Source organism: Pseudomonas sp. MDT2-39-1, from assembly GCF_054898085.1.
This window is the reverse complement of the sequence record NZ_CM142716.1, coordinates 3,135,107-3,156,518: the sequence shown is the minus strand read 5'-3', so window position 1 is coordinate 3,156,518 and position 21,412 is coordinate 3,135,107. Positions and strand designations below refer to the sequence as shown.

Below are 21,412 nucleotides of genomic sequence, written 5' to 3'. Positions count from 1 at the left end.
TCAGAACTCGTTCTGCAGGGCTTTGTAGCCGCGCACCAGATCGACGTTGGTGCGCGCTACGTCCTCGGAAAACTCCGAGGCGCTGACGCTCACCGGTGGGAACTGCGACAGATCGGTGTTGGGGCCGATGCGGGTAGTGGAGGGCACATAGAAGTCCTCGGGCAAGTCCCGACCGTCGACCACCGAGTTGTGCCGCACCACGCAGCCATCGCCAACTGCGCAGTTGAACAGCACGCTGTTGAAACCGATGAACACCCGGTCGCCAACCGTGCACGGGCCATGAACGATGGAGCGGTGGGCGATCGAACTGAACTCGCCGATGGTCACCGCCGCGCCGGACTTGGAGTGAATGACCACGCCATCCTGGATGTTCGAATTGGCGCCGATGGTGATCGGTTCCATCTCGCCTGATGTATCCACTTCGTCGGCCCGAATGACTGCGTAGGGACCGACGAACACGTTTTCGCCGATCACCACTTTGCCGCAGATGATTGCAGTTTTATCCACATACGCGGACTCCGCAATCCGTGGCAAATCACCTGAGGGGTTCTTGCGGATCATGGCTTGCCCAACGCGTCGTAGAGGGTGTTGAGGTTGTATTCGAACAGCCCGGCAAAGGTACTCGCCGGACCGTTTGCGGCGAGGGCATCGGAGTACAGCGTGCCACCGATGTGCGCGCCGCTTTCGTCGGCAATCTGCTTGAGCAGGCGCGCGTCCTTGATGTTTTCCATGAACACCGCTTTGACCTTGGCCTGGCGAATCTGGGTGATCAACGCCGCTACTTCGGCGGCTGAAGGTTCGCGCTCGGTGGACAGACCTTGCGGCGCCATGAAGTCGATGCCGTAGGCCTGGCCCAGATAACCGAACGCATCATGGGAGGTGACGATCTTGCGGTTGCCCGGTGGCAGTGAACCGAGCTTGGCCTTGGCTTCGGCGAGCAGTGCGTAGATCTGTTTCAGGTAGGCCTGGCTGTTGCGTTCGTAGTCGGCTTTGTTCGCCGGGTCGGCGGCAATCAGCGCCTTGGTGATGTTGCTGATGTACAGCTCGGTGTTAGCCAGGTTGTGCCAGGCGTGAGGGTCGGGCACGGTCTCGCCGTCCTCATCCAGGGAGCGCGGGATGACACCGTGGCTCGCGCTGATGACAGGGGCTTTGGTCTCGGTGCTGGTCACCAGACGGTCCAGCCATGGTTCGAAACCCAAACCGTTTTTGATGATGAGTCTGGCCTTGAGCAAGGCCTTGGCATCGTCCGGGGTTGGCTCGTACGTGTGGGCATCGGCGTCGGGACCGACCATGTTGGTGATCTGGATATGGTCGCCGCCGACCTGATGGGTCATGTCGGCGAGGATGCTGAAACTGGTGACCACCTGAAGTTTTTCCGCCGCCGACAGCGACATCGACAGCATCAAACTGAACAGCACGAGTAAAGCGCGCATCGGAACGTACCTCATTGGGATGTGAGCAAAGGCGGGCGGCGCAGCAAACCGTGCACCGGACCGAACACCACGGACAGCACATAGAAACCGCCCGCCACCAGTACGATCGCCGGGCCGCTGGGCAGCGAGTAGTAGAACGAGAGCAATAAACCGAGCCACACCGAGAGACAGCCGAGCAGGGCTGCGATCGCGATCAACGCCGGCAAACGACGACTCCAGAAGCGCGACGCGGCGGCGGGCAACATCATCAAACCGACCACCATCAACGCGCCGATGGCCTGGAAGCCGATCACCAGGTTCAGCACCACCAGGGTCAGGAATACGCCGTGTGCAAGCGGACCGAGGCGGCTGACGGTTTGCAGAAAGAGCGGGTCGAGGGTATCCAGCAACAACGGCTTGTAGATGAGCGCCATGGCGATCAGGCTGAACCCGGAGACCCACAGCATGCCGGTCAGCGTCGGCCCATCGACTGCCAGTGCCGAGCCGAACAACAGATGAAGCAGGTCCAGACGTTTGCCGGCGATGCCAAGGATCAGCACGCCGCTGGCGAGGGAGATCGGGTAGATCGCGGCGAGGCTCGCGTCTTCGCGCAGTCCCGTCCGGCGGGTAATCCAGGCCGCGAGTCCGGCCATGCTCAGGCCTGCGCCGAGGCCACCGAGGGTCAGTGCCGGCAGACTCAAACCGGCGAACCAGAAACCAAGTGCAGCGCCAGGCAGGATCCCGTGAGCCACCGCGTCGCCGATCAGGCTCATGCGACGAAGGATCAGAAACACGCCCAGCGGAGCCGTGCTGCAAGCCAGGACCAATCCGCCAAGGAGTGCCCGGCGCATGAACACGAACTCGTGGAAGGGTTGCCAAAGATGAGCGGCTGCGAGCATCAAGCCACCTGCGTTTGCGGTTGTTGGTGGATCAGTTCGGTACTGGACCCGAGGACGCAGCCGCTGCTTTTGATGAGCAAGCTTTGAGGAATGTGTTGGCGAACCGCGACCAGGTCATGACACACGACCACCAGGGTTCGACCTTCGGCGTGCCAGGCATGGAGGTGTTTCCAGAGCAGTGCCTGACCGAGCTCATCGAGCGCGGCGTGGGGTTCGTCGAGCAACAGCAACGGCGCTTCGGCGAGACTCAGGCGGGCGAGCAGTGCGCGCTGCAATTCGCCGCCGGAGAGGGCCATCAACGGGCGCTGTTCCAAACCCGTGAGGCACCAGTTTTCCAGCACGGCTTTGAGGCGTTGGCTGCGTACCTCAGGGGATAGTTTGCTGCCCCAGAAACCGGCAGCTACCAACTCCTGGAGGCTGATGGGGAATTGCCGGTCCAAGTGTTGTTGCTGGGGGAGAAAGGAAAGCGAGCCCTTGCGTGGAACATCAAGGATGATTTTTCCAGTCAGTGGTTTTTGTAGCCCCGCGATGACTTTCAGCAGACTGCTTTTACCCGAGCCATTGGCCCCGATCACGGCAGTCAGACTGCCTTTGGGTAATTCGAAATCAACGGGCGGTGTGAGCGGTTGCCCGAGTGCGCCCCAGCGCAAAGCGTGGCATCGGATCATGCATCCACCCAGTTCCATCGGCTCTCGGCGACGGCATCGTGGGCATGGAGGCTTTCGGCGTGGACGACGCGTATGTGGAAGGCGTTGATACCGGGCGAGCGTTTCAGGGCCAGATTCAAGCGGCGGGCGGCGTCCTCGCAGAACATCAAATTTTGACCATTGGCCAGAGCGAAGGCTTGCTCATCGGCGCGCTTTACCGCGGTTTGCACGGCGGTCCCCAGTGCGGCTTCGGCGTCATTGATGAACGCAATCAGCGGCAGGTCATCCAGATATTCGTCCAGTCTCAGGTGTAAAAGTGCATGGCTCCGTTGGCTGTGAGGTGTTGCAACGATGCCTTTCGTAGAGCCAAGCCACGCCAATACATCGGCGTGTTGCAGGGACTTGTTGGCGAAGTCGTCGACGAATTGTTGCTGAATCAACTGCCGAGAAAGTGCGGCTGAACAGGGGCAGGTTGAGGAATAAGGAACGTCGATTTTTAGTTCCACGTGGAACATCGCGTTTTTCAAACGCGCTTCGATGCTCACTGGATAGGTTTTCCAGCCAGCCAAAGGGCTGATCAGCGCCGGTCTTTTGAGCAGTAAATCCGCATCAATTTTTAAGTAGGCGCTGTGGGACAGTCCTTCATGACTATTGAGAAAGCTTTGCAGCACTCGCCGTAACAGGGCGGGTGTCAGGATTTCCCGCTCAAGCATTTCCAACGCCAAATACAGCCGGGACATGTGAATGCCGCGTGCTTCTCCATCATCGAGGCTCACGCCTGCGTCAGCCTTTGCGCTCAGCCGTTGACCATCGAATAAAACAGGAAGAGCAATGCCGCACATGCCCACCCATTCGAGTGGCAGGGCTTGGCGTGAAGCCTGCGCGGCGATATCCGGCAGAGTCAGCGCATTCATGAGCAGGTCCATCGTGGGAGTTTATATCGCATGTTATGTTATTACATTAAAATCGACTACGCCTTTTTCACGAGCGGCTTTCAAAATGCACAGACGTCACTTGCTCAACTGGATGCTGGCCAGCGCAGCCTTCGCTTTACCCTTCGGTGTTTCGGCCACGCAGATTCGCAACGCGCGGCTCTGGCGTTCGGATGACAAGCTACGTCTGGTGTTCCATTTGAGTGGGCCGGTGCAGTACAAGACCTTTTCACTGAGCGCTCCCGAACGACTGATCATCGATCTGAGTGGTGCCACCCTCAGTGGCGACTTCAGTCAGCTGGCGCTTGGCAATACGGTCATTCGGTCGATTCGCTCCGGGCATTTTGGCCAGGGCGATACGCGGATCGTCCTCGACCTCTGCGCCGCGGTGCAGCTCAACAGCTTTCTCCTGCCGCCACAGGATGGCCAAGGCGATCGGCTGGTGCTTGATCTGAGGTCGGCGGCGCCTATGCACATCGCAGTGGCACCCGAGGCGAGCATCGACGAGCCTCACCCCAAGCGCGACATCATCGTGGTGGTCGACCCTGGTCACGGCGGCAAAGACCCCGGCGCGGTGGGCGCCAAAGGGGAGCGAGAGAAAGACGTCGTCCTATCGATCGCTCAGCTTTTGGCCAAGCGACTGAAACGTGAGAAGGGCTTCGACGTGAAACTGGTGCGCAACGACGACTTCTTCGTTCCGCTGCGCAAACGTGTCGAGATTGCCCGCAAGCACAATGCGGATATGTTCATCTCGGTGCATGCGGACGCGGCGCCGCGTCTCACCGCTTCAGGTGCGTCGGTGTATTGCTTGTCTGAGGGCGGCGCCACTTCGGCCACGGCGCGTTTCATGGCGCAACGTGAAAACGGCGCAGACTTGTTGGGCGCCACCAGTCTGCTCAACCTCAAGGACAAGGACCCGATGCTCGCCGGGGTGATTCTCGACATGTCGATGAACGCCACCATCGCCGCGAGTTTGCAGCTGGGCAGCACAGTCCTCGGCAGTCTGGCGGGTATCACCACGCTGCATCAAAAGCGCGTGGAGCAAGCGGGATTCGCAGTGCTGAAGTCGCCGGACGTGCCGTCGATCCTGGTGGAAACCGGCTTCATGTCCAACGCCCGTGACAGCCAGCGACTCGTGACCGCGCGCCACCAGCAGGCTGTGGCTGACGGATTATTCGACGGATTGCAGCGCTATTTTCAGAAGAATCCACCGCTCAACAGTTACATCGCCTGGCAACAGCAGCAGAAAAATGCGAAGGCCTAGCAGCCGGTGATCCGGCTGCAGGTGAATTTGGCGCTGCTGCCGCCGGAGCTGGAGAACCGGTTGATCGTGGTCCAGCCGACCCGACGGTTGTAACCGACCCAGGCTTCGCCGTCGGAGGCGATACCGGTGAAGAAGGTGAGTTGTCCGTAGCGGCTGTTGGTCTGCGCCCAATAGCGTTTGCCCGCCAGTTCGAAGCCGCGCAAATAAATCGTACTGCCGACGGTGTTGACGCTATAGGCGTTGCCGTCGGCATCCGCACAGGCGAGCAGATTGGCGCTTCGGGTGCATTTGGCCAGGCTCGGGATTTGCGCCCATGCGTCTACGGAGAGCAACAGCGAAAAGCTTATCAACGCTGATTTCAGGGCAATACGCATGAGATTTCTCACGGACCGGACAGGGTTTAGCATCGTGCCCTTTGCTGTTGTGGGCAAGCGTGGGCTGGCTTGATTGTATCGTTATACTATAACATTGAAATCAGCCCGACATTGCGATCGGGCATCTCTGTGAGGAATTCCTGATGCCCAATCGTCTCCCCGTGACCGTCCTGTCAGGCTTTCTCGGCGCCGGTAAAAGCACGCTGCTCAACTACGTGCTGCGTAACCGCGAGAACCTGCGTGTCGCCGTAATCGTCAACGATATGAGCGAGATCAACATCGATGGCAGCGAAGTCCAGCGCGATGTCAGCCTGAACCGCGCCGAAGAAAAACTCGTGGAGATGAGCAATGGCTGCATTTGCTGCACCTTGCGCGAAGACCTGCTCGAAGAAGTCAGCAAACTCGCCAGGGACGGGCGTTTTGATTACCTGTTGATCGAATCCACCGGCATCTCCGAGCCATTGCCGGTGGCGGAAACCTTCACCTTCCGTGATGAAGACGGGCAGAGCCTGGCCGACATCGCTCGGCTCGACACCATGGTCACGGTGGTCGACGGCATGAACTTCCTGCTCGACTATCAGGCCGCCGAAAGCCTCGCTTCCCGCGGTGAAACATTGGGCGAGGAGGACGAGCGCTCGATCACCGACCTGTTGATCGAGCAGATCGAATTTGCCGATGTGATCCTCATCAGCAAGATCGATTTGATCAGCAGCCGTGAGCGCCAGGAACTGATCGCGATCCTTGAACGCCTCAACTCACAGGCAGAAATCATCCCGATGGTCATGGGTGAGATTCCTCTGAAAAAGATCCTCAACACCGGTCGATTCGACTTTGAAAAGGCTGCTCAGGCTCCGGGGTGGTTGCAGGAATTGCGTGGGGAACACGTGCCGGAAACCGAGGAGTACGGCATCGCCTCGACGGCCTACCGAGCCCGCCGACCGTTTCACCCGCAGCGTTTCTTCAGCTTCATCGATCGGCCATGGGTGAACGGCAAACTGCTACGTTCCAAAGGCTTCTTCTGGCTAGCCAGCAAGCATATGGACGCCGGGAGTTGGTCCCAGGCCGGCGGCTTGATGCGCCACGGTTTCGCCGGGCGCTGGTGGCGCTTCGTGCCGAAAACCCAGTGGCCGCAGGACGAAGAAAGCACCGCCGGAATCATGGAAAACTGGACTGCTACCACCGGTGATTGCCGTCAGGAACTGGTGTTCATCGGTCAGAACATCGACTTCGCGCAACTCACCGCCGAACTCGACAATTGCCTGCTGACCGATGATGAAATGGCGTTGGGTGCCGAGGGCTGGCGCTTGCTGTCAGATCCGTTCGGCCCTTGGCACGAAGAGGTCGCCGCCTGATGTTGGCGCCCAGTCTGAAGCGGCAGCCGGTCGTTCATCAGGTTCAAGGTGACACGCCGAAAACCCTGGCCCGAATTCTTGATGACGGGGTAAACCTCGCCATTTGGCAGCGCCAGCTCCCGGCGCACATTGATGATTTCGGGCGCTTGCTGCTGTCTCTGAACGAACCGCTGGCCGAGTCACTGGTCTTGGAGTTGCCTGAGGATGACGCCGAACCCAACCTGCATGGATTGGCCTCGGGATTCAGCGATCTTGAAGGGTATGCCGCTTTCATTGCCGATGTGTCCTGGCTGGTCAGCGCCTTCGCCTGTCTGGTGGGCGCCAAGCGCATCGGCCTGCGCGTGCGGGTTCTGGACAAGGCTATGTGCCCGCGCTTTCACGTCGATCATGTGCCTGTGCGGTTGATCACTACGTATTCCGGCATCGGCAGTCAGTGGTTGAAAGAAGGGGTGATGGATCGCCGGCAACTGGGCAAGCCTGAGGCCGAACCCACAGACGATTCGCTGATCGAGAATATCGCCAGCGGCGAAGTGGCACTGCTCAAAGGCGAAAAATGGCACGGCAACGAAGGTTTCGGCCTGATCCACCGTTCGCCGCAACCCGCGCCGGGCGAACGCCGTTTGATTCTGACCCTGGACTGGCTGGCTTAAGGCTTGAGCCAGTTGCCCTGACTCTGGCCTTCGCAAAACGGCTTCAGGTACGCAGCATCGGTTGTCACGCCGAAATAGTGAATATCCTGCCGGTAAGGCATATTGGCGACTTGGGCGTTGCTGCACACACCGAACGCGCCGGTGGGACATTGGTCGACGTATTGCACCTCGACTTTCTGCCCGGGAAGGTTCGGTTGGCAGAACCCGTCGGCGAAGAGCTTTTCCGGGATGTTGCGGTTCTGCTGGCAGACTTTCACGTCGAGTCGCTCGGCTGTGCTATGTACCACGCAAGCCTGGGCCAGCGCCTCGCCGGAACACAGCGCCAAGAGCAATGACAATCCCATCAACCGCATCCATTACCTCCTCAGAAAACATCGACCATGTTGCAGAACATTCCCACTCACGTCATTGCCGGTCCGTTGGGCGCGGGCAAGACCAGTTTGATCAAGCACCTGCTGGCGCAACGGCCCGCGAATGAGCGCTGGGCGGTGCTGATCAACGAGTTCGGCCAGATCGGCCTCGATGCAGCGCTGCTGACCCAGGACGCCGATGGTATCGCACTGGGAGAAGTGGCCGGGGGCTGTTTGTGTTGCGTGAACGGTGCGCCGTTTCAGATCGGCCTTGGGCGGTTGCTGCGCAAGGCGCGGCCGGATCGGCTGTTCATCGAACCCTCAGGATTGGGTCACCCGGCGCAGTTGCTCAGGCAATTGAGTGAGGCACCGTGGCAAGGTGTACTGGCGGTACAGCCTTGTGTGCTGGTTTTGGATGCCCAGGCACTCGCCGCTGGCAAACCATTGCCCGAGGCGCAACAGGAGGCGTTGAGCAGCGCTGGTTTGTTGCTGCTGAACAAGGCGGAAGGTCTCGACGACAATGATCGCCAGCGAATTGCCGCGCAGCTGCCTTCTCGTCCCCTGTTCTGGACGCAGCAAGCCCTCTTGCCGTTGAACAAACTACCGGGACTAAGTGCTCAGGCGGTGGCAGGTGTGGATAACTTCATCGTGCCCAAGGGATTGGCGCAGATGCCGGCCATCTGGACCGATCCTGCGCTGCCGATTTGCTTGAGTCAGGCACAGGAGGGCGGTTGGAGCATAGGCTGGCGTTGGCATCCGACGCAGACCTTCGATGTGGTGCGTGTTGGCCAGTGGCTTGAAAGCATCGCCTGGCGGCGGGCGAAGCTGGTTATCCACAGCGTCGACGGTTGGGTGTCGGCGAATGCGCTGGATAACTCGGAACTGGAATGGCAGCCCAGCGAATGGCGCCGGGATTCGAGGATCGAGCTGATTTTCAGTGAGCCGCAGGATGTTGCTGTGCTGCAGAAAAGCTTGGCCGCGTGCCGGGTTTCATCCAGTTAGCGAGTTTTTGTGCTGCTTTTGAGGCCTCTTCGCGAGCAAGCCCGCTTGTGTCTTGCGCAGGATTTAGACTGAGGATGAGAGCTTGCTCGCGAATGGATTTAACTGACGACATCAATCATCAAGGACGCCACTTGGTGTGTTCTTGCCGCCACTGACTCAGTTCGATCACTTCGGCGCGGGGTTTTGCGACATCGACCGCCACCGGCGTGTCGTCGAACGGCATCGGGTAGGGCGCCAGCTCGATCTGCGCGCTGTGGGCGCCGAACTGGGTGATGGTGCCGTTATGCCGGGTTTCGCCGGTCACGGTGAACTCGAAGTTATACACACGGGCCAGGCGCCGCCGGTTGTTGGCGTCTTTGATGAACGCGATCTTTTTCAACGCCACGTTGCCGTCCAGCAGCTCGATCCCGAGCTTGGTGCAATGCAGCTTGACCCGCTCCAGCGCGCGCTCGCGCAAGCCGTGGTTGTGCCACAGCCACGCGCCGCCAGTGGCGAGCAGCATCAGCACGAAGATATTTCCGAGGGTCAGCATCAACAGGTTGCTCCAACAAGATAGTGCCAGCTTAACTGTGTCGCCGGTCTGTCGTACAGGCCGTGTTTCGTCGCATACTGCGCGGCTCGAATTTCAATCGTTTGACGGAAAACACACCGCATGAAACGTACGCCCCATCTGCTCGCCATCCAGTCCCACGTGGTGTTCGGCCACGCTGGCAACAGCGCCGCGGTTTTCCCGATGCAGCGGGTCGGGGTGAATGTCTGGCCGCTCAACACCGTGCAGTTCTCCAACCACACGCAGTACGGCCAGTGGACTGGCGAAGTGCTGGCACCACATCAGATTCCCGAGTTGGTCGAAGGGATCGCGGCGATAGGCGAGCTGGGCAACTGCGATGCGGTACTGTCCGGTTACCTCGGCAGTGCGGCGCAGGGCCGGGCGATCCTGACCGGCGTGGCACGGATCAAATCGATGAATCCCAAGGCGTTGTACTTGTGCGACCCGGTGATGGGGCATCCGGAGAAGGGTTGCAGCGTGCCGGCCGAAGTCAGCGATTTCCTGCTGGAAGAGGCAGCTTCGGTGGCGGATTTCATGTGCCCGAACCAGTTGGAGCTGGACAGCTTCTCGGGGCGCAAACCGCAGTCACTGTTCGATTGCCTGGCGATGGCGCGGGCGCTGCTGGCTCGCGGGCCGAAAGCGGTGTTGGTCAAGCATCTGGCCTATCCCGGCAAGCCGGCGGATGGCTTCGAGATGTTGCTGGTGACCGCTGAAGGCAGCTGGCACTTGCGTCGGCCGCTGCTGGCGTTTCCGCGTCAGCCGGTGGGCGTTGGCGACCTGACGTCGGGTCTGTTTCTGGCGCGTGTGCTGTTGGGGGACAGCCTGGTGGCGGCCTTCGAGTTTACGGCGGCTGCGGTGCATGAAGTGCTGCTGGAAACCCAGGCATGTGCAAGCTATGAGCTGGAACTGGTGCGGGCTCAGGACCGGATTGCGCATCCGCGAGTGAAGTTCGAAGCGACTGCGATCAGTCTTTAAAAGCTTCGCGGGCAAGTCGGATCGCCGCATCGCTCGCTCCTACAGGTCTGTGCCGTACACAAAATGTGCGGGCGACTCGGAACTGTAGGAGCGAGGCTTGCCCGCGAAAGCGATCTAAAGCCCGAGCACGTCAGGCATCACCCTTGATTTCCTGATACCGCTTTTCCAGTTCCTGACGAATCTGCCGACGCTGCTGGGCCTGGATGAAGCGGCGCTTGTCTTCGCTGTTCTGCGGTTGCAGCGGCGGGACGGCAGCCGGCTTGCGGGCGTCATCCACCGCCACCATGGTGAAGAAGCAGCTGTTGGTGTGGCGCACCGAGCGCTCGCGGATGTTCTCGGTCACCACCTTGATGCCCACCTCCATGGAGGTGTTGCCGGTGTAGTTGACTGAGGCCAGGAAGGTCACCAGCTCGCCAACATGGATCGGCTCGCGGAAAATCACCTGGTCCACCGACAGGGTCACCACGTAGCGGCCGGCGTAACGGCTGGCGCAGGCGTAGGCCACTTCGTCGAGGTATTTGAGCAGGGTACCGCCGTGAACATTGCCAGAGAAGTTGGCCATGTCGGGGGTCATCAATACCGTCATCGACAGCTGGGCGTTTCCGGGTTCCATAGCGTTCTCACGGGTCAAGGCAGAATGTCGGAAGGGCGGCACCTCTGCGGGTGCCTGGTCGGTTTTTTTCAAACCACAGTTATCGGGACGCCGGGCGGGTGGTCGCCGTCACGCCGGATCGATCTGTTTCCATATATTGCACCGCCTTTCTGGCGGAAGTCGCGGTGTTAACCTCCGAAAGTCCGCCTTAAGGAGCCCCACACCATGCATGCCATCAGTTTTATTCAGGACTTGGCAGTGATCATGTTGGTCGCAGGTGTGGTGACGGTGCTCTTCCACCGCTTCAAGCAGCCGGTGGTGCTGGGTTATATCGTCGCCGGTTTCATCATCGGCCCGCACACGCCGCCGTTCAGCCTGATCCACGACGAAGAAGCCATCAAGACGCTCGCTGAGCTCGGGGTGATTTTCCTGATGTTCTGCCTAGGCCTCGAATTCAGCCTGCGCAAGCTCTTCAAGGTCGGCGCAACGGCCTTCATCGCGGCGTTCCTGGAAATCGTGCTGATGATCTGGATCGGCTACGAAATCGGCCAATGGTTCGACTGGAACACCATGGATTCATTGTTCCTCGGCGCGATCCTGGCGATTTCCTCGACCACCATCATCGTCAAGGCGCTCAACGACCTGAAGATGAAGAACGAGCGCTTTGCCCAGCTGATCTTTGGCGTTCTGATCGTCGAGGACATCCTCGGTATCGGCATCATCGCCTTGCTGTCGAGCATCGCGGTCAGCGGCACCGTCAGTTCCGGCGAAGTGTTTTCCACGGTGGGCAAGCTCTCGCTGTTCATGATCGTTGCGCTGGTCATTGGCATCTTGCTGGTGCCGCGATTGCTGGCCTACGTAGCAAAGTTCGAGAGCAACGAAATGCTGCTGATCACCGTGCTGGGCCTGTGTTTCGGCTTCTGCCTGCTGGTGGTCAAACTTGAATACAGCATGGTTCTGGGCGCGTTCCTGATTGGTGCAATCATGGCCGAGTCGCGGCAATTGCTGAAGATCGAGCGCCTGATCGAGCCGGTTCGCGACCTGTTCAGTGCAATCTTCTTCGTCGCCATCGGCTTGATGCTTGATCCGCTGATCCTGCTGCAATACGCCTGGCCGATCGCGGTGATCACCGTCGCCGTTGTACTCGGCAAAATGCTTTCCTGCGGCCTCGGGGCCTTTATCGCCGGCAATGACGGACGCACCTCACTGCGTGTGGGGATGGGGCTTTCGCAGATCGGCGAATTCTCCTTCATCATCGCCGCGCTGGGCATGACGCTGCAGGTCACCAGCAACTTTCTCTACCCGGTCGCCGTGGCGGTCTCGGTGATCACCACGTTGCTGACGCCGTATCTGATCCGCGCGGCGGATCCGCTGTCGATCAAACTTGCCGCCGTGATGCCGAAGCGACTGGGTCGGGTACTGGGGATGTACGGCGAGTGGCTGCGCAGCATCCAGCCTCAGGGCGAGGGCGCGTTGCTGGCGTCGATGATCCGGCGGATCCTGTTGCAGGTCGGGGTCAATCTGGCGTTGGTGATTGCGATCTTCTTTTCCGGCGCGTACTTCGCCAAACGCATGTCCGTTTACCTGCAAGACTGGATCACCGATCCGAGCTGGCAGAAAGCGTTGATCTGGGGTGGGGCGTTGCTGTTGTCGCTGCCGTTCCTGATCGCCGCCTATCGCAAGCTCAAGGCGCTGTCGATGCTGTTGGCGGAGATGGGCGTGAAGCCGGAGATGGCGGGGCGGCACACGCAGAGAGTGCGCCGGGTGATCGCCGAAGTGATCCCGATTCTCTCGCTGCTGGTGATCTTCCTGCTGCTGGCAGCCTTGTCGGCCAGTATCTTGCCGACCAACAAGTTGCTGGTACTGATAGCCGTGGTAGCGGCCGCTGTGGCGGCGTTGCTCTGGCGCTGGTTCATCCGCGTGCACACGCGGATGCAAGTGGCCTTGCTCGAAACCCTGGACAACCATAAGGAAACGTCCGGACATTGACCACGCGGCGCGTCAGTCGGCTCAGCTTTCCAGCCAGACGTCCCGCGCCCAGTGCCACACCGATTCCCAGGTTTCTTCGGCAATCAGTTCTTCTTCGGCCTGCCACAGCACCACGGTGCCATCTTCTTCGACGAGGTAGTAATCGTCACCGTCCTGGCAGATCGGGATCATGCTGCGGTCGACGCCAGCGTCCCAGGCGTTGGCAGCAACGTCCGGCAGGTAGGTGTGAGATTGCGGGTCGGTGACGGTCACCGGCTCTAGGCTGCCGTAGACGACGTCACTGACGGTCAGCAAAAACTCTCTGAAGACGAAGGGAATGTCGATGAACAGTTGTTCCTCGATTTCCACGATCTGGTCTTCGTCAGGCAACTCCAAGGGGACCGGTACCGGTTCGTTGGCTTCACGCAGTTGTTCGATGATTTCTTCCACGTCCGGGATCCTCTTGCTTGATGGCGCGGTTTAGTTGGGGCGGTTTATACAGTAGCTCGCTATAGATGCAACTGCGAAATAGAAAAACCCCGGCTAGCCGGGGTTTTCATTACAGCATGCTAGGTTCTGTCTGGAACGTGCCTGCGCGTCGATCATACTGCGTTAAAAACAAGCTCGGAATGCTCATTGACTAACGTCAACTCCGCTTCCTCGCTTGTTTTTGCCTTGTCTGATCTTAGCTCGGCACCTTCCAAACAGAACCGGGCGGTTATCAGCCGTTCTGGCGGATACCGGCCACCAGCCAAGGCTGGTTTTCGCCCTGTGGACGTTCCATGTTCCAGCTTTCGCTGAACACTTCGCCCTGGTCGAAACGCGAAGTCTTCGACACGCCGCTGAAGGTCAGGGTGGCGATGGTCTTGTCGGCACGATCATCCACGCCGTCCAGTTGAACATTGAGGTTATCAATGTAGGTGGACTGGAAAGCTTCACCCAGGTCGGCACGTTCGCGTTTGAGGAACTCCAACAGCTGCGGGGTTACGAACTCGGCGATCTTGTCCATTTCGTTGGCGTCCCAGTGTTGCTGCAGGGACTGGAAGTGGTTACGGGCGGCTTCAACGAAGTTCTGTTCATTGAACCAGGCCGGAGCGTTGATCACCGGACGAGCGGCAGCAGGTGCAGCCGAGCCGCCGAAGATCGAACCCATGGCTGTTGGCTTCTGCTCGAACACTTCACGCTGCATCGGCGCGCCAGCTGGAGACAGATGCTCCTGTTGCTTGCGACGACGAGCGGCGATGAAGCGGAAGACCAGGAAGGCAATGACGGCCATGATCAGGATGTCGAAGATCTGCATGCCCTGGAAGCCGCCGCCCATGAACATGGAGGCCAGCAGGCCGCCGGCAGCGATGCCGGCCAGAGGGCCGAGCCAGCGCGAAGCACCACCGGCCTTGGCGGCAGCGCCAGCGGCACCGGCCGCACCCGCAGTGGCAGCAGCGCCACCTGCGGCAGAAGAAGGAGCCATTTGGCTGGTCTGATGAGTCGGCGCAGCGCCGGAGCTCTTGCCGCCACCAAAGCGCTTGGCGGCATTGGCGTCGAGGCTCATCGTCAGGCCAATGCACAACGCCATGGCGATGCTAAGAAAACGTTTCATAAAGGGAATTCCCATTTGTGGAAGGCACGCGCGCCATGTTGCACAGCTGAAGTGTTACTGGCTAGCGGCAGAGTGTTTCGGGCTTTTGCCTGACAGGTTGCGTTCAGCTTCAGTCAGCGCAATAAGGCCTGTTAACTTTGGTCTGTAGGATTAGGGATTTAGTTCGGTAGGAATGAAATCCTGTGGGAGCGGGCTTGCTCGCGAAAGCGGCGTGTCATTCGATATCAACGTTGACTGACACACCGCTTTCGCGAGCAAGCCCGCTCCCACATAAGCCCTCTGGTGGGCTTCAGATCGCTTCCAGCTTGGCGTAACCGAGCATCAGCCACTTGCTGCCTTCGCCGAAGTTCACCTGCACCCGGGCCTGAGCACCGGCACCTTCGAAATTCAGGATCACGCCATCACCAAACACCGAATGCCGTACGGCCTGGCCCAGGCTGAACCCGGTGTCCGGAATCTCGCTGCCGCCAAACAGACTGCTGGAACTTTGCTGCTGGCCACCGCCGAACGGGCGGCTGACGCTGTTGGACAGCCGCACTTCCTGGATCAGGCCTTTCGGCACTTCCCGTACGAAACGCGACACCTTGTTGTAGGTCTCGCTGCCGTACAGGCGTCGGGTTTCCGCGTAGGTCATCACCAGGTTCTGCATGGCCCGGGTGATACCCACGTAGGCCAAACGGCGCTCCTCTTCAAGCCGCCCCGGCTCCTCGAGGCTCATCTTGTGCGGGAACAGGCCTTCTTCCATACCCACCAGGAACACGTAAGGGAATTCCAGGCCCTTGGCGCTGTGCAAGGTCATCAGCTGAATACTGTCTTCGTGCTCATCGGCCTGGGTATCCCCGGCCTCCAGCGACGCATGACCGAGGAACGCCGCCAATGGCGTCAGATCTTCATCTTCTTCAGCGTTTTCGAAGTTACGCGCGGCGCTGACCAGTTCCTCAAGGTTTTCTACCCGGGCCTGGCCTTTTTCGCCTTTTTCCGCTTCGTGGTAGGCAATCAGCCCCGACTGCTCGATAACCGTCTGGGTCATCAGGTGAAGCGGCATTTCCATGCACTTGGCGGCGAGGTTCTCGATCAGCTCGATAAATGCGCCAAGGGCGCCAGCTGCGCGACCGGTCAGGCCTTTATTGGCGACCAGCAAGCGCATGGCTTCCCACATCGATACATCACTGTGGCGCGCATGGTCGCGAATCGCTTCGACGGTTTTCTCGCCGATACCACGGGCCGGAACGTTGATCACCCGCTCCAGCGCCGCATCGTTGCCGCGACCTTCCAGCAAACGCAGGTACGCCATAGCGTTCTTGATTTCTGCCCGTTCGAAGAAGCGCTGACCGCCATAGATGCGGTACGGAATGCGCTCGCGCAGCAACGCTTCTTCCAGAACGCGCGATTGGGCGTTGGAGCGGTACAAAATCGCGATATCGCTGCGGGCCAAGCCGGTTTTCAGCGCGCTTTCGATGGTTTCCACCACGTAGCGTGCTTCATCGTGTTCGTTGAACGCTGCGTACAGATTGATCGCTTCGCCTTCGCCGCCATCGGTCCAGAGCTCTTTGCCCATGCGCCCTGTGTTGTTGGCGATCAGAGCGTTGGCAGCCTTGAGAATCCCGGCGGTGGAGCGATAGTTCTGCTCCAGACGAATGGTCTCGGCATCCGGGAAATCGTCGGAATACTGATAAATGTTCTCAATTTTCGCGCCGCGCCAGCCGTAGATCGACTGATCGTCGTCGCCCACCACCATCAGACTGTCGCCGCCCTTGGCCAGCAGACGCAACCAGGCGTACTGCACGGCGTTGGTGTCCTGGAACTCGTCCACCAGAATGTGCCGGAAGCGCTTCTGATAATGGGCCAGCAAGCCCGGGTGATCGCGCCACAGGTCCAGGGCACGCAGCAGCAATTCGGAGAAGTCGATGACGCCGGCGCGCAGGCAAGCGGCCTCGTAGGCCTCATAAATGCTGCGCATGGTCGCCAGGAACAGGTCGCCGCTGGCTTGAATGTGTTGCGGGCGCAGACCTTCGTCTTTCTGCCCGTTGATAAACCACTGGGCCTGACGGGCCGGCCAGCGTTGCTCGTCCAGCCCCAGCTCGCGGATAACCCGCTTGACCAGCCGTTGCTGGTCGTCGCTGTCGAGAATCTGGAAGGTCTGGCTCAGGCCGGCTTCCTGCCAGTGCGCCCGCAGCAAGCGGTGCGCCAGGCCGTGGAAGGTGCCGACCCACATGCCGGCAGGGTTGAGACCCATCAGCTGCTCGATGCGATGACGCATCTCGGCAGCGGCCTTATTGGTGAAGGTCACCGACAGGATCGAGTGGGGCGAAGCGTTCTCGACCTGGATCAACCAGGCGATACGGTGCACCAGCACTCGGGTTTTACCGGAACCAGCACCGGCCAGGACCAACTGACGACCCACGGAGGCAGCTACGGCCTGGCGTTGGGCATCGTTGAGGGAGTTCAGCAGAAGGGAGAGATCATCGCGCATCGGGGCATTCTAGGGTGCGCCGTCACACCGGGCAAACCGAGCTTTGCATTAGCCGATGAAAGAAGCACGAATGACGACCGGTCAGTCACTGGCTATAAGCGTTGGCGGGGCTCGCCCGAAGGGTTTTCAGGGGGCGGCGGGGGCCGGAAATTTTGCCGAATTTATGATTCGGAGCAGTGTGGTAAGGGCATTGGCTTGTGTATGCTCAGTCGACGTTTCGGGCTCATGCTCATCATTATAAGAACAAGAACATTGCCTATGACCCTCAGCTCCGACCTGTCGGGCCCCTCTGTGGAGCCTCGGGTTATCCGCAAACAGTACGCCATGGAAATGGCGGTCGAGCGTACGCGTCTGCTCTACCAGGGCTCGCTGCTGCCTACGCTGTTCATGCTGACCAACGGTCTGGTCTGCGCCGGATTGCTCTGGAGTCCGCAGCGCTACTTCCTCGTCAGCGTCTGGCTGATCTGGCTATTGTCGCTGGTGGCCTTGCGGGTGATTCAAGTCGCAGCCTTCGATTCGGCCATTCCTAACCGCCAGGCCCATCCGGTCTGGCGTCGTATGTTCCTGCTGGGCTCTGCCATGACTGGCCTGACCCTTGCTGGTGCCGGTATCGCTTTGGTGCCCGCTGACAATTTCATGCAACAAGCCTGGGTGTTCGGCCTGATCGGCGCCGCCGCCTTGTCGGCCAGCGTTGCGTACGCGGTCAGTCTTCCGGCGTTCCTGTCCTTTACCTTGCCCTGCCTGTTGCCGGCCATCGCCTATCTATTTTGGGGCGGCGATCAACAAGGCCAGGGTTGGGGTTGGTTCGGGCTGATTTTGTTGGGGGCGTTGAGCGTGGTGGCTTGGCAGGTCAATCGGCTGATCGACAACGGTTTGCTGCGGCGCTTTCAGAATCAGGCCCTGATCGAACACTTGCAGCAGGCGCAGAGCTGCGGCGACCAACTCAATCACGAGTTGGCCAAAGAAATTGATCACCGGCGGTGCGCCGAAGGCAAATTGCGTGAAGCCCAGGTCGGGCTGGAAAACCGTGTGGCCCAACGCAGCCTTGAACTGGACGCGGCCAACCAGGCCCTGAGCAAGAGTGAGGCGCGGCTGGCGCTGGCGTTGAAGGCCAGTGAGCTCGGGCTGTGGGACTGGAACCTGCAAACCGACGAAGTCCACCACACCCAGCTTCAGGAGTTGTTCGGCCTGGAGCCGGAATTCGTGACCGCGATGCTCAGCCACCTCAAGCCGCGCCTTCACCCTGAAGACTTGCCGTCGCTGCGCCGTGCCCTGGTCGAGCATTTGAAAGGCCGTAGCGAGGATTACCAGATCGAATACCGTGTGCGGCATGGCGACGGTCACTGGGTCTGGATCGAGGACCGTGGGCGGGCGGTCGAGCGTAGCGCAAATGGTCGGGTGATCCGCATGGTCGGCACCCGCCGCGACATCAGCGCGAGCAAAGGCCAGGAAGAGCAGCGCCAACTGGCGGCGACGGTGTTCGAGGCGGCCAGCGAAGGCATCGTGATTTTCGACCCGAATTACGCACTGATTGCAATCAATCAGGCTTTTAGCCGGGTCACGGGCTACGACATTGAAGACATGCTGGGGCGCAACGTCGTCGAGTTGCCATGCAGCCGCGATGCGCGCCGGCACTACGGCGTGATCCATCAAGCGCTGGAACAGCATGGCACCTGGCAGGGCGAACTGGTGGAAACCCGCAAGAACGGTGAGCTTTATCCACAGTGGCTGCAACTGAACGCTGTTCGAGATGCTCGGGGAAATGTCAGCCATATTGTCGGTTTCTTCGCCGATCTGTCGGCGCGACGGGAATCTGAAGAGCGCATGCGTTATCTGACCCATTACGACGAGCTCACTGGCCTGGCCAACCGTTCGTTGTTTCGCGAACGGCTGCGTGAGGCACATCAGCGAGTGCGTCAGGGCGGGCGTCGGAGCCTGGCGCTGCTGCATATCAACCTGGATCGCTTCAAGCTGCTCAATGACAGCCTTGGTCATGAAGTCGCCGACCAGTTACTGCAGAAAATGGCCCGGCGGCTGGTCAACGCACTGCCAGAAGCGGACACCATCGCGCGGCTTTCCGGTGACGAGTTTGCGGTGATCTTCGATGCTTACGGCAACCTGTCGAGCCTGGCGCGAGTGGCGACCCGATTGTCGACCAAACTGCGTTTGCCAATCACCGTCGATGGCCATGAACTGGTGGTCAGCGCCTCGATGGGCATCAGCATGCTGCCGGACACCGCCCGGGAAATTTCCGCGCTGGTCAGCCAGTCGAACATTGCCATGCAGCACGCCAAGCATTTGGGCGGCAACAACTTCCAGTTCTACACCGAGAGCTTGCAAGCGAGCACCCTTGAGCGATTGCAGCTCGAGAATCAGCTGCGCAAAGCCATCGAAGAAAAGCAGCTGCAAGTCTATTACCAACCCAAACTCTGCCTCGCCACCGGACGCCTGAACGCTGCCGAAGCCCTGGTGCGTTGGGATCATCCGACCATGGGGCGTGTGCCGCCCGGGGACTTTATCGGTCTGGCCGAGGAAACCGGGCTGATCGGTCCGATTGGCGAGTTCGTGTTGCGCCAAGCCTGTTGGCAGGCCTGCGAATGGCAGCGCCAGGGGCTCGATCCGATTCGCGTGTCGGTCAATTTGTCGGTGCATCAATTGCGCCAGGGCAAGCTCGTCAGTCTGGTGCGTCAGGTGCTGGAAGAAACCGGTCTGGCGCCGCACTATCTGGAACTCGAACTCACCGAAAGCCAGTTACTGGACAGCGTCGAGCACATCATCGCGACCTTTCAGCAGTTGCGGGATCTGGGCGTGAAGCTGGCGATCGACGATTTCGGCACGGGCTATTCGTCCCTGAGCTATCTCAAGCGCATTCCCGTGGATTACGTGAAGATCGATCAGGCGTTTATCCGCGGTCTGGGGCAGGGCAGCGAGGACGCGGCGATCACCCGGGCAATCATCGCCATGGCGCATGGCTTGTCGCTGAAAGTGGTGGCTGAGGGAGTGGAGCGGCCGGAGCAGCTGGAATTTCTGAAAGCCGAGCGTTGCGATGAAGTGCAGGGCTATCTGATCAGCCGCCCAGTCGAGGCCGACGACCTTGCTGCACTTTTACAACTCGACATGAAACCCCTGTAGCAGCTGCCGAGCAACGCGAGGCTGCGTTCGAGGAAGAATTCCTCGCCAATCCTGTGCACGCGGTTTACCTGAAAGACCGCGCTCTCTGAATTTACGATTGCTGCGCAACCGAAGGCAGCCTTCGCCTGCTGCTACAAGGGCCGCAGTGCTACATGGAGCGCATGTGGCGTGGAATGGGGACATCGAGTTACGCATTGAGCAGGCAAAAAGCCGATTCATGTAGTATAACTACAAGCTTGCTACATCTCCGGCACCTGCCAATAACAAAGAGTCCAGCCCTTTGAATCTGCTGCAACACATCGCCCAGTCACGCCACCTCTTACGCAAGTCGGAGCTCAAGGTCGCCGACCACGTGCTGCTTGATCCTGCGGCGGTGATGCACAGCTCCATGGCCGACCTGGCCCATAGCGTGGGCATCAGTGAGCCGACCATCGTGCGCTTCTGCCGTGCCATCGGTTGTTCCGGTTTCCAGGACTTGAAGCTGAAGCTGGCGCAGAGCCTCGCGGCAGGCGCGAGCTTCGGCCAGTTTGCGATTCATGAAGACGATTCGGTCGCCGACTACAGTCTGAAAATCTTCGATACCACCCTGCACACCTTGATGGAGGTTCGCGAGAAGCTCGATCCGGTGGAGTTGCAAAGGGCTGTGTCGCTCATGTCCCAGGCCCAGCGCGTCGAGTTCTATGGCTTTGGTGCCTCGGGCGCGGTGGCGGCGGATGCCCAGCACAAGTTCTTCCGTTTGCTGCTGACCGCGGCGGCGTATTCTGACCCGCACATGCAGGCGATGTCGGCGGTCACCTTGAAACCGACCGATGTGGCGATCTGCATTTCCCAGTCCGGGCGCTCCAAGGATTTGCTGATCACGGCTAACCTTGTTCGCGAGAGTGGCGCCTCGCTGATCACCTTGTGCCCGAGCCAGACGCCGTTGGCCGAACTGTCGACCGTCAACCTGGCGATCGATGTGCACGAAGACACTGAAATCTACACTCCGCTGACCTCGCGTATCGCTCACCTGGTGGTGATCGACGTGTTGGCGATGGGCGTGGCCATGGCGCGCGGGCCGAGCCTGGTCAACCACCTCAAGAGCGTCAAACGCAGCCTGCGCAGCTTGCGGCTGTCGCCCAAGTCGGTGAAAGCCCTCGACGACTGACGTCGTCGTAAGGTCGTTCCGACCTTAATCGCCGGCAAGCCGGTCTCGCTCCCACACTTGACCGCGATCCAATGTGGGAGCGAGCCTGCTCGCGCC

Annotated in this window: 20 protein-coding genes; 8 read left to right on the top strand and 12 right to left on the bottom strand. The window is 60.0% G+C overall.

The genetic code is table 11. The features are described from left to right. The 5 genes from ACYZTM_RS15050 to folE2 are packed head-to-tail and all read right to left on the bottom strand — an operon-like array spanning nt 1 to nt 3,872. Nucleotides 1-561: a gamma carbonic anhydrase family protein gene (locus ACYZTM_RS15050; protein WP_461989075.1), complete on the bottom strand. Its 561-nt coding sequence runs from the start codon at nt 559-561 to the stop codon at nt 1-3. Then, the gene (locus tag ACYZTM_RS15045; RefSeq protein WP_461989074.1) at nt 558-1,433 is read right to left on the bottom strand and encodes a metal ABC transporter substrate-binding protein; all 876 of its coding nucleotides are present in this window, start codon (nt 1,431-1,433) and stop codon (nt 558-560) included. Before ACYZTM_RS15045 ends, ACYZTM_RS15050 begins: the two co-directional genes overlap by 4 nt. 11 nt (nt 1,434-1,444) lie before the next feature. Then, complete coding sequence (locus ACYZTM_RS15040; protein ID WP_461989073.1) at nt 1,445-2,311, bottom strand: metal ABC transporter permease; 867 nt, start codon at nt 2,309-2,311, stop codon at nt 1,445-1,447. Further along, a complete protein-coding gene (locus ACYZTM_RS15035) occupies nt 2,311-2,979 on the bottom strand; it encodes a metal ABC transporter ATP-binding protein (protein ID WP_461989072.1) in 669 nt (222 codons plus the stop codon). The genes ACYZTM_RS15040 and ACYZTM_RS15035 overlap by 1 nt, the downstream gene beginning before the upstream one ends. Next, on the bottom strand, nt 2,976-3,872 hold the full coding sequence (gene folE2, locus ACYZTM_RS15030; RefSeq protein WP_461989071.1) for a GTP cyclohydrolase FolE2: 897 nt from the start codon (nt 3,870-3,872) through the stop codon (nt 2,976-2,978). The genes ACYZTM_RS15035 and folE2 overlap by 4 nt, the downstream gene beginning before the upstream one ends. Before the next feature lie 85 nt (nt 3,873-3,957). Between folE2 and ACYZTM_RS15025 the strand changes: the two genes are divergently transcribed. Next, nucleotides 3,958-5,154, top strand: coding sequence for an N-acetylmuramoyl-L-alanine amidase (locus ACYZTM_RS15025; RefSeq protein WP_461989070.1), 1,197 nt, complete (start codon nt 3,958-3,960; stop codon nt 5,152-5,154). Here the strand turns inward: ACYZTM_RS15025 and ACYZTM_RS15020 are convergent. Then, nucleotides 5,151-5,528 (bottom strand): glutamine synthetase, encoded by a 378-nt coding sequence (locus ACYZTM_RS15020; RefSeq protein ID WP_131058993.1) that lies wholly within the window; start codon nt 5,526-5,528, stop codon nt 5,151-5,153. The two genes, ACYZTM_RS15025 and ACYZTM_RS15020, sit on opposite strands and share 4 nt — an antisense overlap. Nucleotides 5,529-5,671: 143 nt before the next feature. Between ACYZTM_RS15020 and zigA the strand changes: the two genes are divergently transcribed. Together zigA and ACYZTM_RS15010 are read left to right on the top strand one after the other, a co-directional pair. Continuing rightward, complete coding sequence (zigA, locus tag ACYZTM_RS15015) at nt 5,672-6,880, top strand: zinc metallochaperone GTPase ZigA (protein ID WP_461989069.1); 1,209 nt, start codon at nt 5,672-5,674, stop codon at nt 6,878-6,880. Beyond that, the gene (locus ACYZTM_RS15010) at nt 6,880-7,530 is read left to right on the top strand and encodes a DUF1826 domain-containing protein (protein ID WP_461989068.1); all 651 of its coding nucleotides are present in this window, start codon (nt 6,880-6,882) and stop codon (nt 7,528-7,530) included. The genes zigA and ACYZTM_RS15010 overlap by 1 nt, the downstream gene beginning before the upstream one ends. Here the strand turns inward: ACYZTM_RS15010 and ACYZTM_RS15005 are convergent. Beyond that, nucleotides 7,527-7,883: an NADH:ubiquinone oxidoreductase gene (locus tag ACYZTM_RS15005; protein ID WP_461989067.1), complete on the bottom strand. Its 357-nt coding sequence runs from the start codon at nt 7,881-7,883 to the stop codon at nt 7,527-7,529. The genes ACYZTM_RS15010 and ACYZTM_RS15005 overlap by 4 nt on opposite strands. Nucleotides 7,884-7,910: 27 nt before the next feature. On the opposite strand from ACYZTM_RS15005, the gene ACYZTM_RS15000 reads away from it, so the two are divergent. Continuing rightward, nucleotides 7,911-8,882, top strand: a complete 972-nt coding sequence (locus ACYZTM_RS15000; RefSeq protein WP_461989066.1) for a CobW family GTP-binding protein — start codon at nt 7,911-7,913, stop codon at nt 8,880-8,882. A gap of 118 nt (nt 8,883-9,000) precedes the next feature. On the opposite strand, the gene ACYZTM_RS14995 is transcribed toward ACYZTM_RS15000, so the two are convergent. After that, nucleotides 9,001-9,414 carry a DUF3301 domain-containing protein gene (locus ACYZTM_RS14995; protein ID WP_461989065.1) on the bottom strand — a complete coding sequence of 138 codons (414 nt, stop codon included), beginning with the start codon at nt 9,412-9,414 and terminating at the stop codon, nt 9,001-9,003. Nucleotides 9,415-9,534: 120 nt separating this feature from the next. On the opposite strand from ACYZTM_RS14995, the gene pdxY reads away from it, so the two are divergent. After that, nucleotides 9,535-10,407 (top strand): pyridoxal kinase PdxY, encoded by an 873-nt coding sequence (gene pdxY / locus ACYZTM_RS14990; protein ID WP_461989064.1) that lies wholly within the window; start codon nt 9,535-9,537, stop codon nt 10,405-10,407. A 130-nt stretch (nt 10,408-10,537) separates the two neighbouring features. Here pdxY and ACYZTM_RS14985 read toward each other — a convergent pair whose 3' ends face one another. Next, on the bottom strand, nt 10,538-11,020 hold the full coding sequence (locus ACYZTM_RS14985) for an acyl-CoA thioesterase (protein ID WP_131058986.1): 483 nt from the start codon (nt 11,018-11,020) through the stop codon (nt 10,538-10,540). A gap of 204 nt (nt 11,021-11,224) precedes the next feature. Between ACYZTM_RS14985 and ACYZTM_RS14980 the strand changes: the two genes are divergently transcribed. Beyond that, on the top strand, nt 11,225-12,988 hold the full coding sequence (locus tag ACYZTM_RS14980) for a cation:proton antiporter (RefSeq protein WP_461989063.1): 1,764 nt from the start codon (nt 11,225-11,227) through the stop codon (nt 12,986-12,988). 21 nt (nt 12,989-13,009) lie between these two features. Here the strand turns inward: ACYZTM_RS14980 and ACYZTM_RS14975 are convergent, their stop codons facing one another. The 3 genes from ACYZTM_RS14975 to uvrD all read right to left on the bottom strand — a co-directional run bounded on the left by ACYZTM_RS14975 (nt 13,010) and on the right by uvrD (nt 17,037). Next, nucleotides 13,010-13,417 (bottom strand): SMI1/KNR4 family protein, encoded by a 408-nt coding sequence (locus tag ACYZTM_RS14975; protein ID WP_007943369.1) that lies wholly within the window; start codon nt 13,415-13,417, stop codon nt 13,010-13,012. A gap of 271 nt (nt 13,418-13,688) precedes the next feature. Beyond that, nucleotides 13,689-14,564 (bottom strand): Tim44 domain-containing protein, encoded by an 876-nt coding sequence (locus ACYZTM_RS14970; RefSeq protein ID WP_131058984.1) that lies wholly within the window; start codon nt 14,562-14,564, stop codon nt 13,689-13,691. A gap of 289 nt (nt 14,565-14,853) precedes the next feature. Further along, on the bottom strand, nt 14,854-17,037 hold the full coding sequence (gene uvrD, locus ACYZTM_RS14965; RefSeq protein ID WP_131058983.1) for a DNA helicase II: 2,184 nt from the start codon (nt 17,035-17,037) through the stop codon (nt 14,854-14,856). Between the two features lie 258 nt (nt 17,038-17,295). On the opposite strand from uvrD, the gene ACYZTM_RS14960 reads away from it, so the two are divergent. Together ACYZTM_RS14960 and hexR are read left to right on the top strand one after the other, a co-directional pair. Beyond that, on the top strand, nt 17,296-20,169 hold the full coding sequence (locus tag ACYZTM_RS14960; protein ID WP_461989062.1) for a putative bifunctional diguanylate cyclase/phosphodiesterase: 2,874 nt from the start codon (nt 17,296-17,298) through the stop codon (nt 20,167-20,169). Between the two features lie 280 nt (nt 20,170-20,449). Continuing rightward, nucleotides 20,450-21,316, top strand: a complete 867-nt coding sequence (gene hexR / locus ACYZTM_RS14955; RefSeq protein ID WP_008027445.1) for a transcriptional regulator HexR — start codon at nt 20,450-20,452, stop codon at nt 21,314-21,316. Nucleotides 21,317-21,412: the final 96 nt, after the last annotated feature.

Coding starts and splice junctions, on each gene's coding strand:
- ACYZTM_RS15035 (WP_461989072.1), bottom strand. CDS start 2,979: ATGATCCGATGCCACGCTTTGCGCTGGGGCGCACTCGGGCAACCGCTC.
- ACYZTM_RS15025 (WP_461989070.1), top strand. CDS start 3,958: ATGCACAGACGTCACTTGCTCAACTGGATGCTGGCCAGCGCAGCCTTC.
- ACYZTM_RS14960 (WP_461989062.1), top strand. CDS start 17,296: ATGACCCTCAGCTCCGACCTGTCGGGCCCCTCTGTGGAGCCTCGGGTT.
- ACYZTM_RS15020 (WP_131058993.1), bottom strand. CDS start 5,528: ATGCGTATTGCCCTGAAATCAGCGTTGATAAGCTTTTCGCTGTTGCTC.
- ACYZTM_RS14995 (WP_461989065.1), bottom strand. CDS start 9,414: ATGCTGACCCTCGGAAATATCTTCGTGCTGATGCTGCTCGCCACTGGC.
- ACYZTM_RS14985 (WP_131058986.1), bottom strand. CDS start 11,020: ATGGAACCCGGAAACGCCCAGCTGTCGATGACGGTATTGATGACCCCC.
- ACYZTM_RS14970 (WP_131058984.1), bottom strand. CDS start 14,564: ATGAAACGTTTTCTTAGCATCGCCATGGCGTTGTGCATTGGCCTGACG.
- ACYZTM_RS15050 (WP_461989075.1), bottom strand. CDS start 561: ATGATCCGCAAGAACCCCTCAGGTGATTTGCCACGGATTGCGGAGTCC.
- zigA (WP_461989069.1), top strand. CDS start 5,672: ATGCCCAATCGTCTCCCCGTGACCGTCCTGTCAGGCTTTCTCGGCGCC.
- ACYZTM_RS15000 (WP_461989066.1), top strand. CDS start 7,911: ATGTTGCAGAACATTCCCACTCACGTCATTGCCGGTCCGTTGGGCGCG.
- ACYZTM_RS15005 (WP_461989067.1), bottom strand. CDS start 7,883: ATGCGGTTGATGGGATTGTCATTGCTCTTGGCGCTGTGTTCCGGCGAG.
- ACYZTM_RS14980 (WP_461989063.1), top strand. CDS start 11,225: ATGCATGCCATCAGTTTTATTCAGGACTTGGCAGTGATCATGTTGGTC.
- folE2 (WP_461989071.1), bottom strand. CDS start 3,872: ATGAATGCGCTGACTCTGCCGGATATCGCCGCGCAGGCTTCACGCCAA.
- uvrD (WP_131058983.1), bottom strand. CDS start 17,037: ATGCGCGATGATCTCTCCCTTCTGCTGAACTCCCTCAACGATGCCCAA.
- ACYZTM_RS15010 (WP_461989068.1), top strand. CDS start 6,880: ATGTTGGCGCCCAGTCTGAAGCGGCAGCCGGTCGTTCATCAGGTTCAA.
- pdxY (WP_461989064.1), top strand. CDS start 9,535: ATGAAACGTACGCCCCATCTGCTCGCCATCCAGTCCCACGTGGTGTTC.
- ACYZTM_RS15045 (WP_461989074.1), bottom strand. CDS start 1,433: ATGCGCGCTTTACTCGTGCTGTTCAGTTTGATGCTGTCGATGTCGCTG.
- ACYZTM_RS15040 (WP_461989073.1), bottom strand. CDS start 2,311: ATGCTCGCAGCCGCTCATCTTTGGCAACCCTTCCACGAGTTCGTGTTC.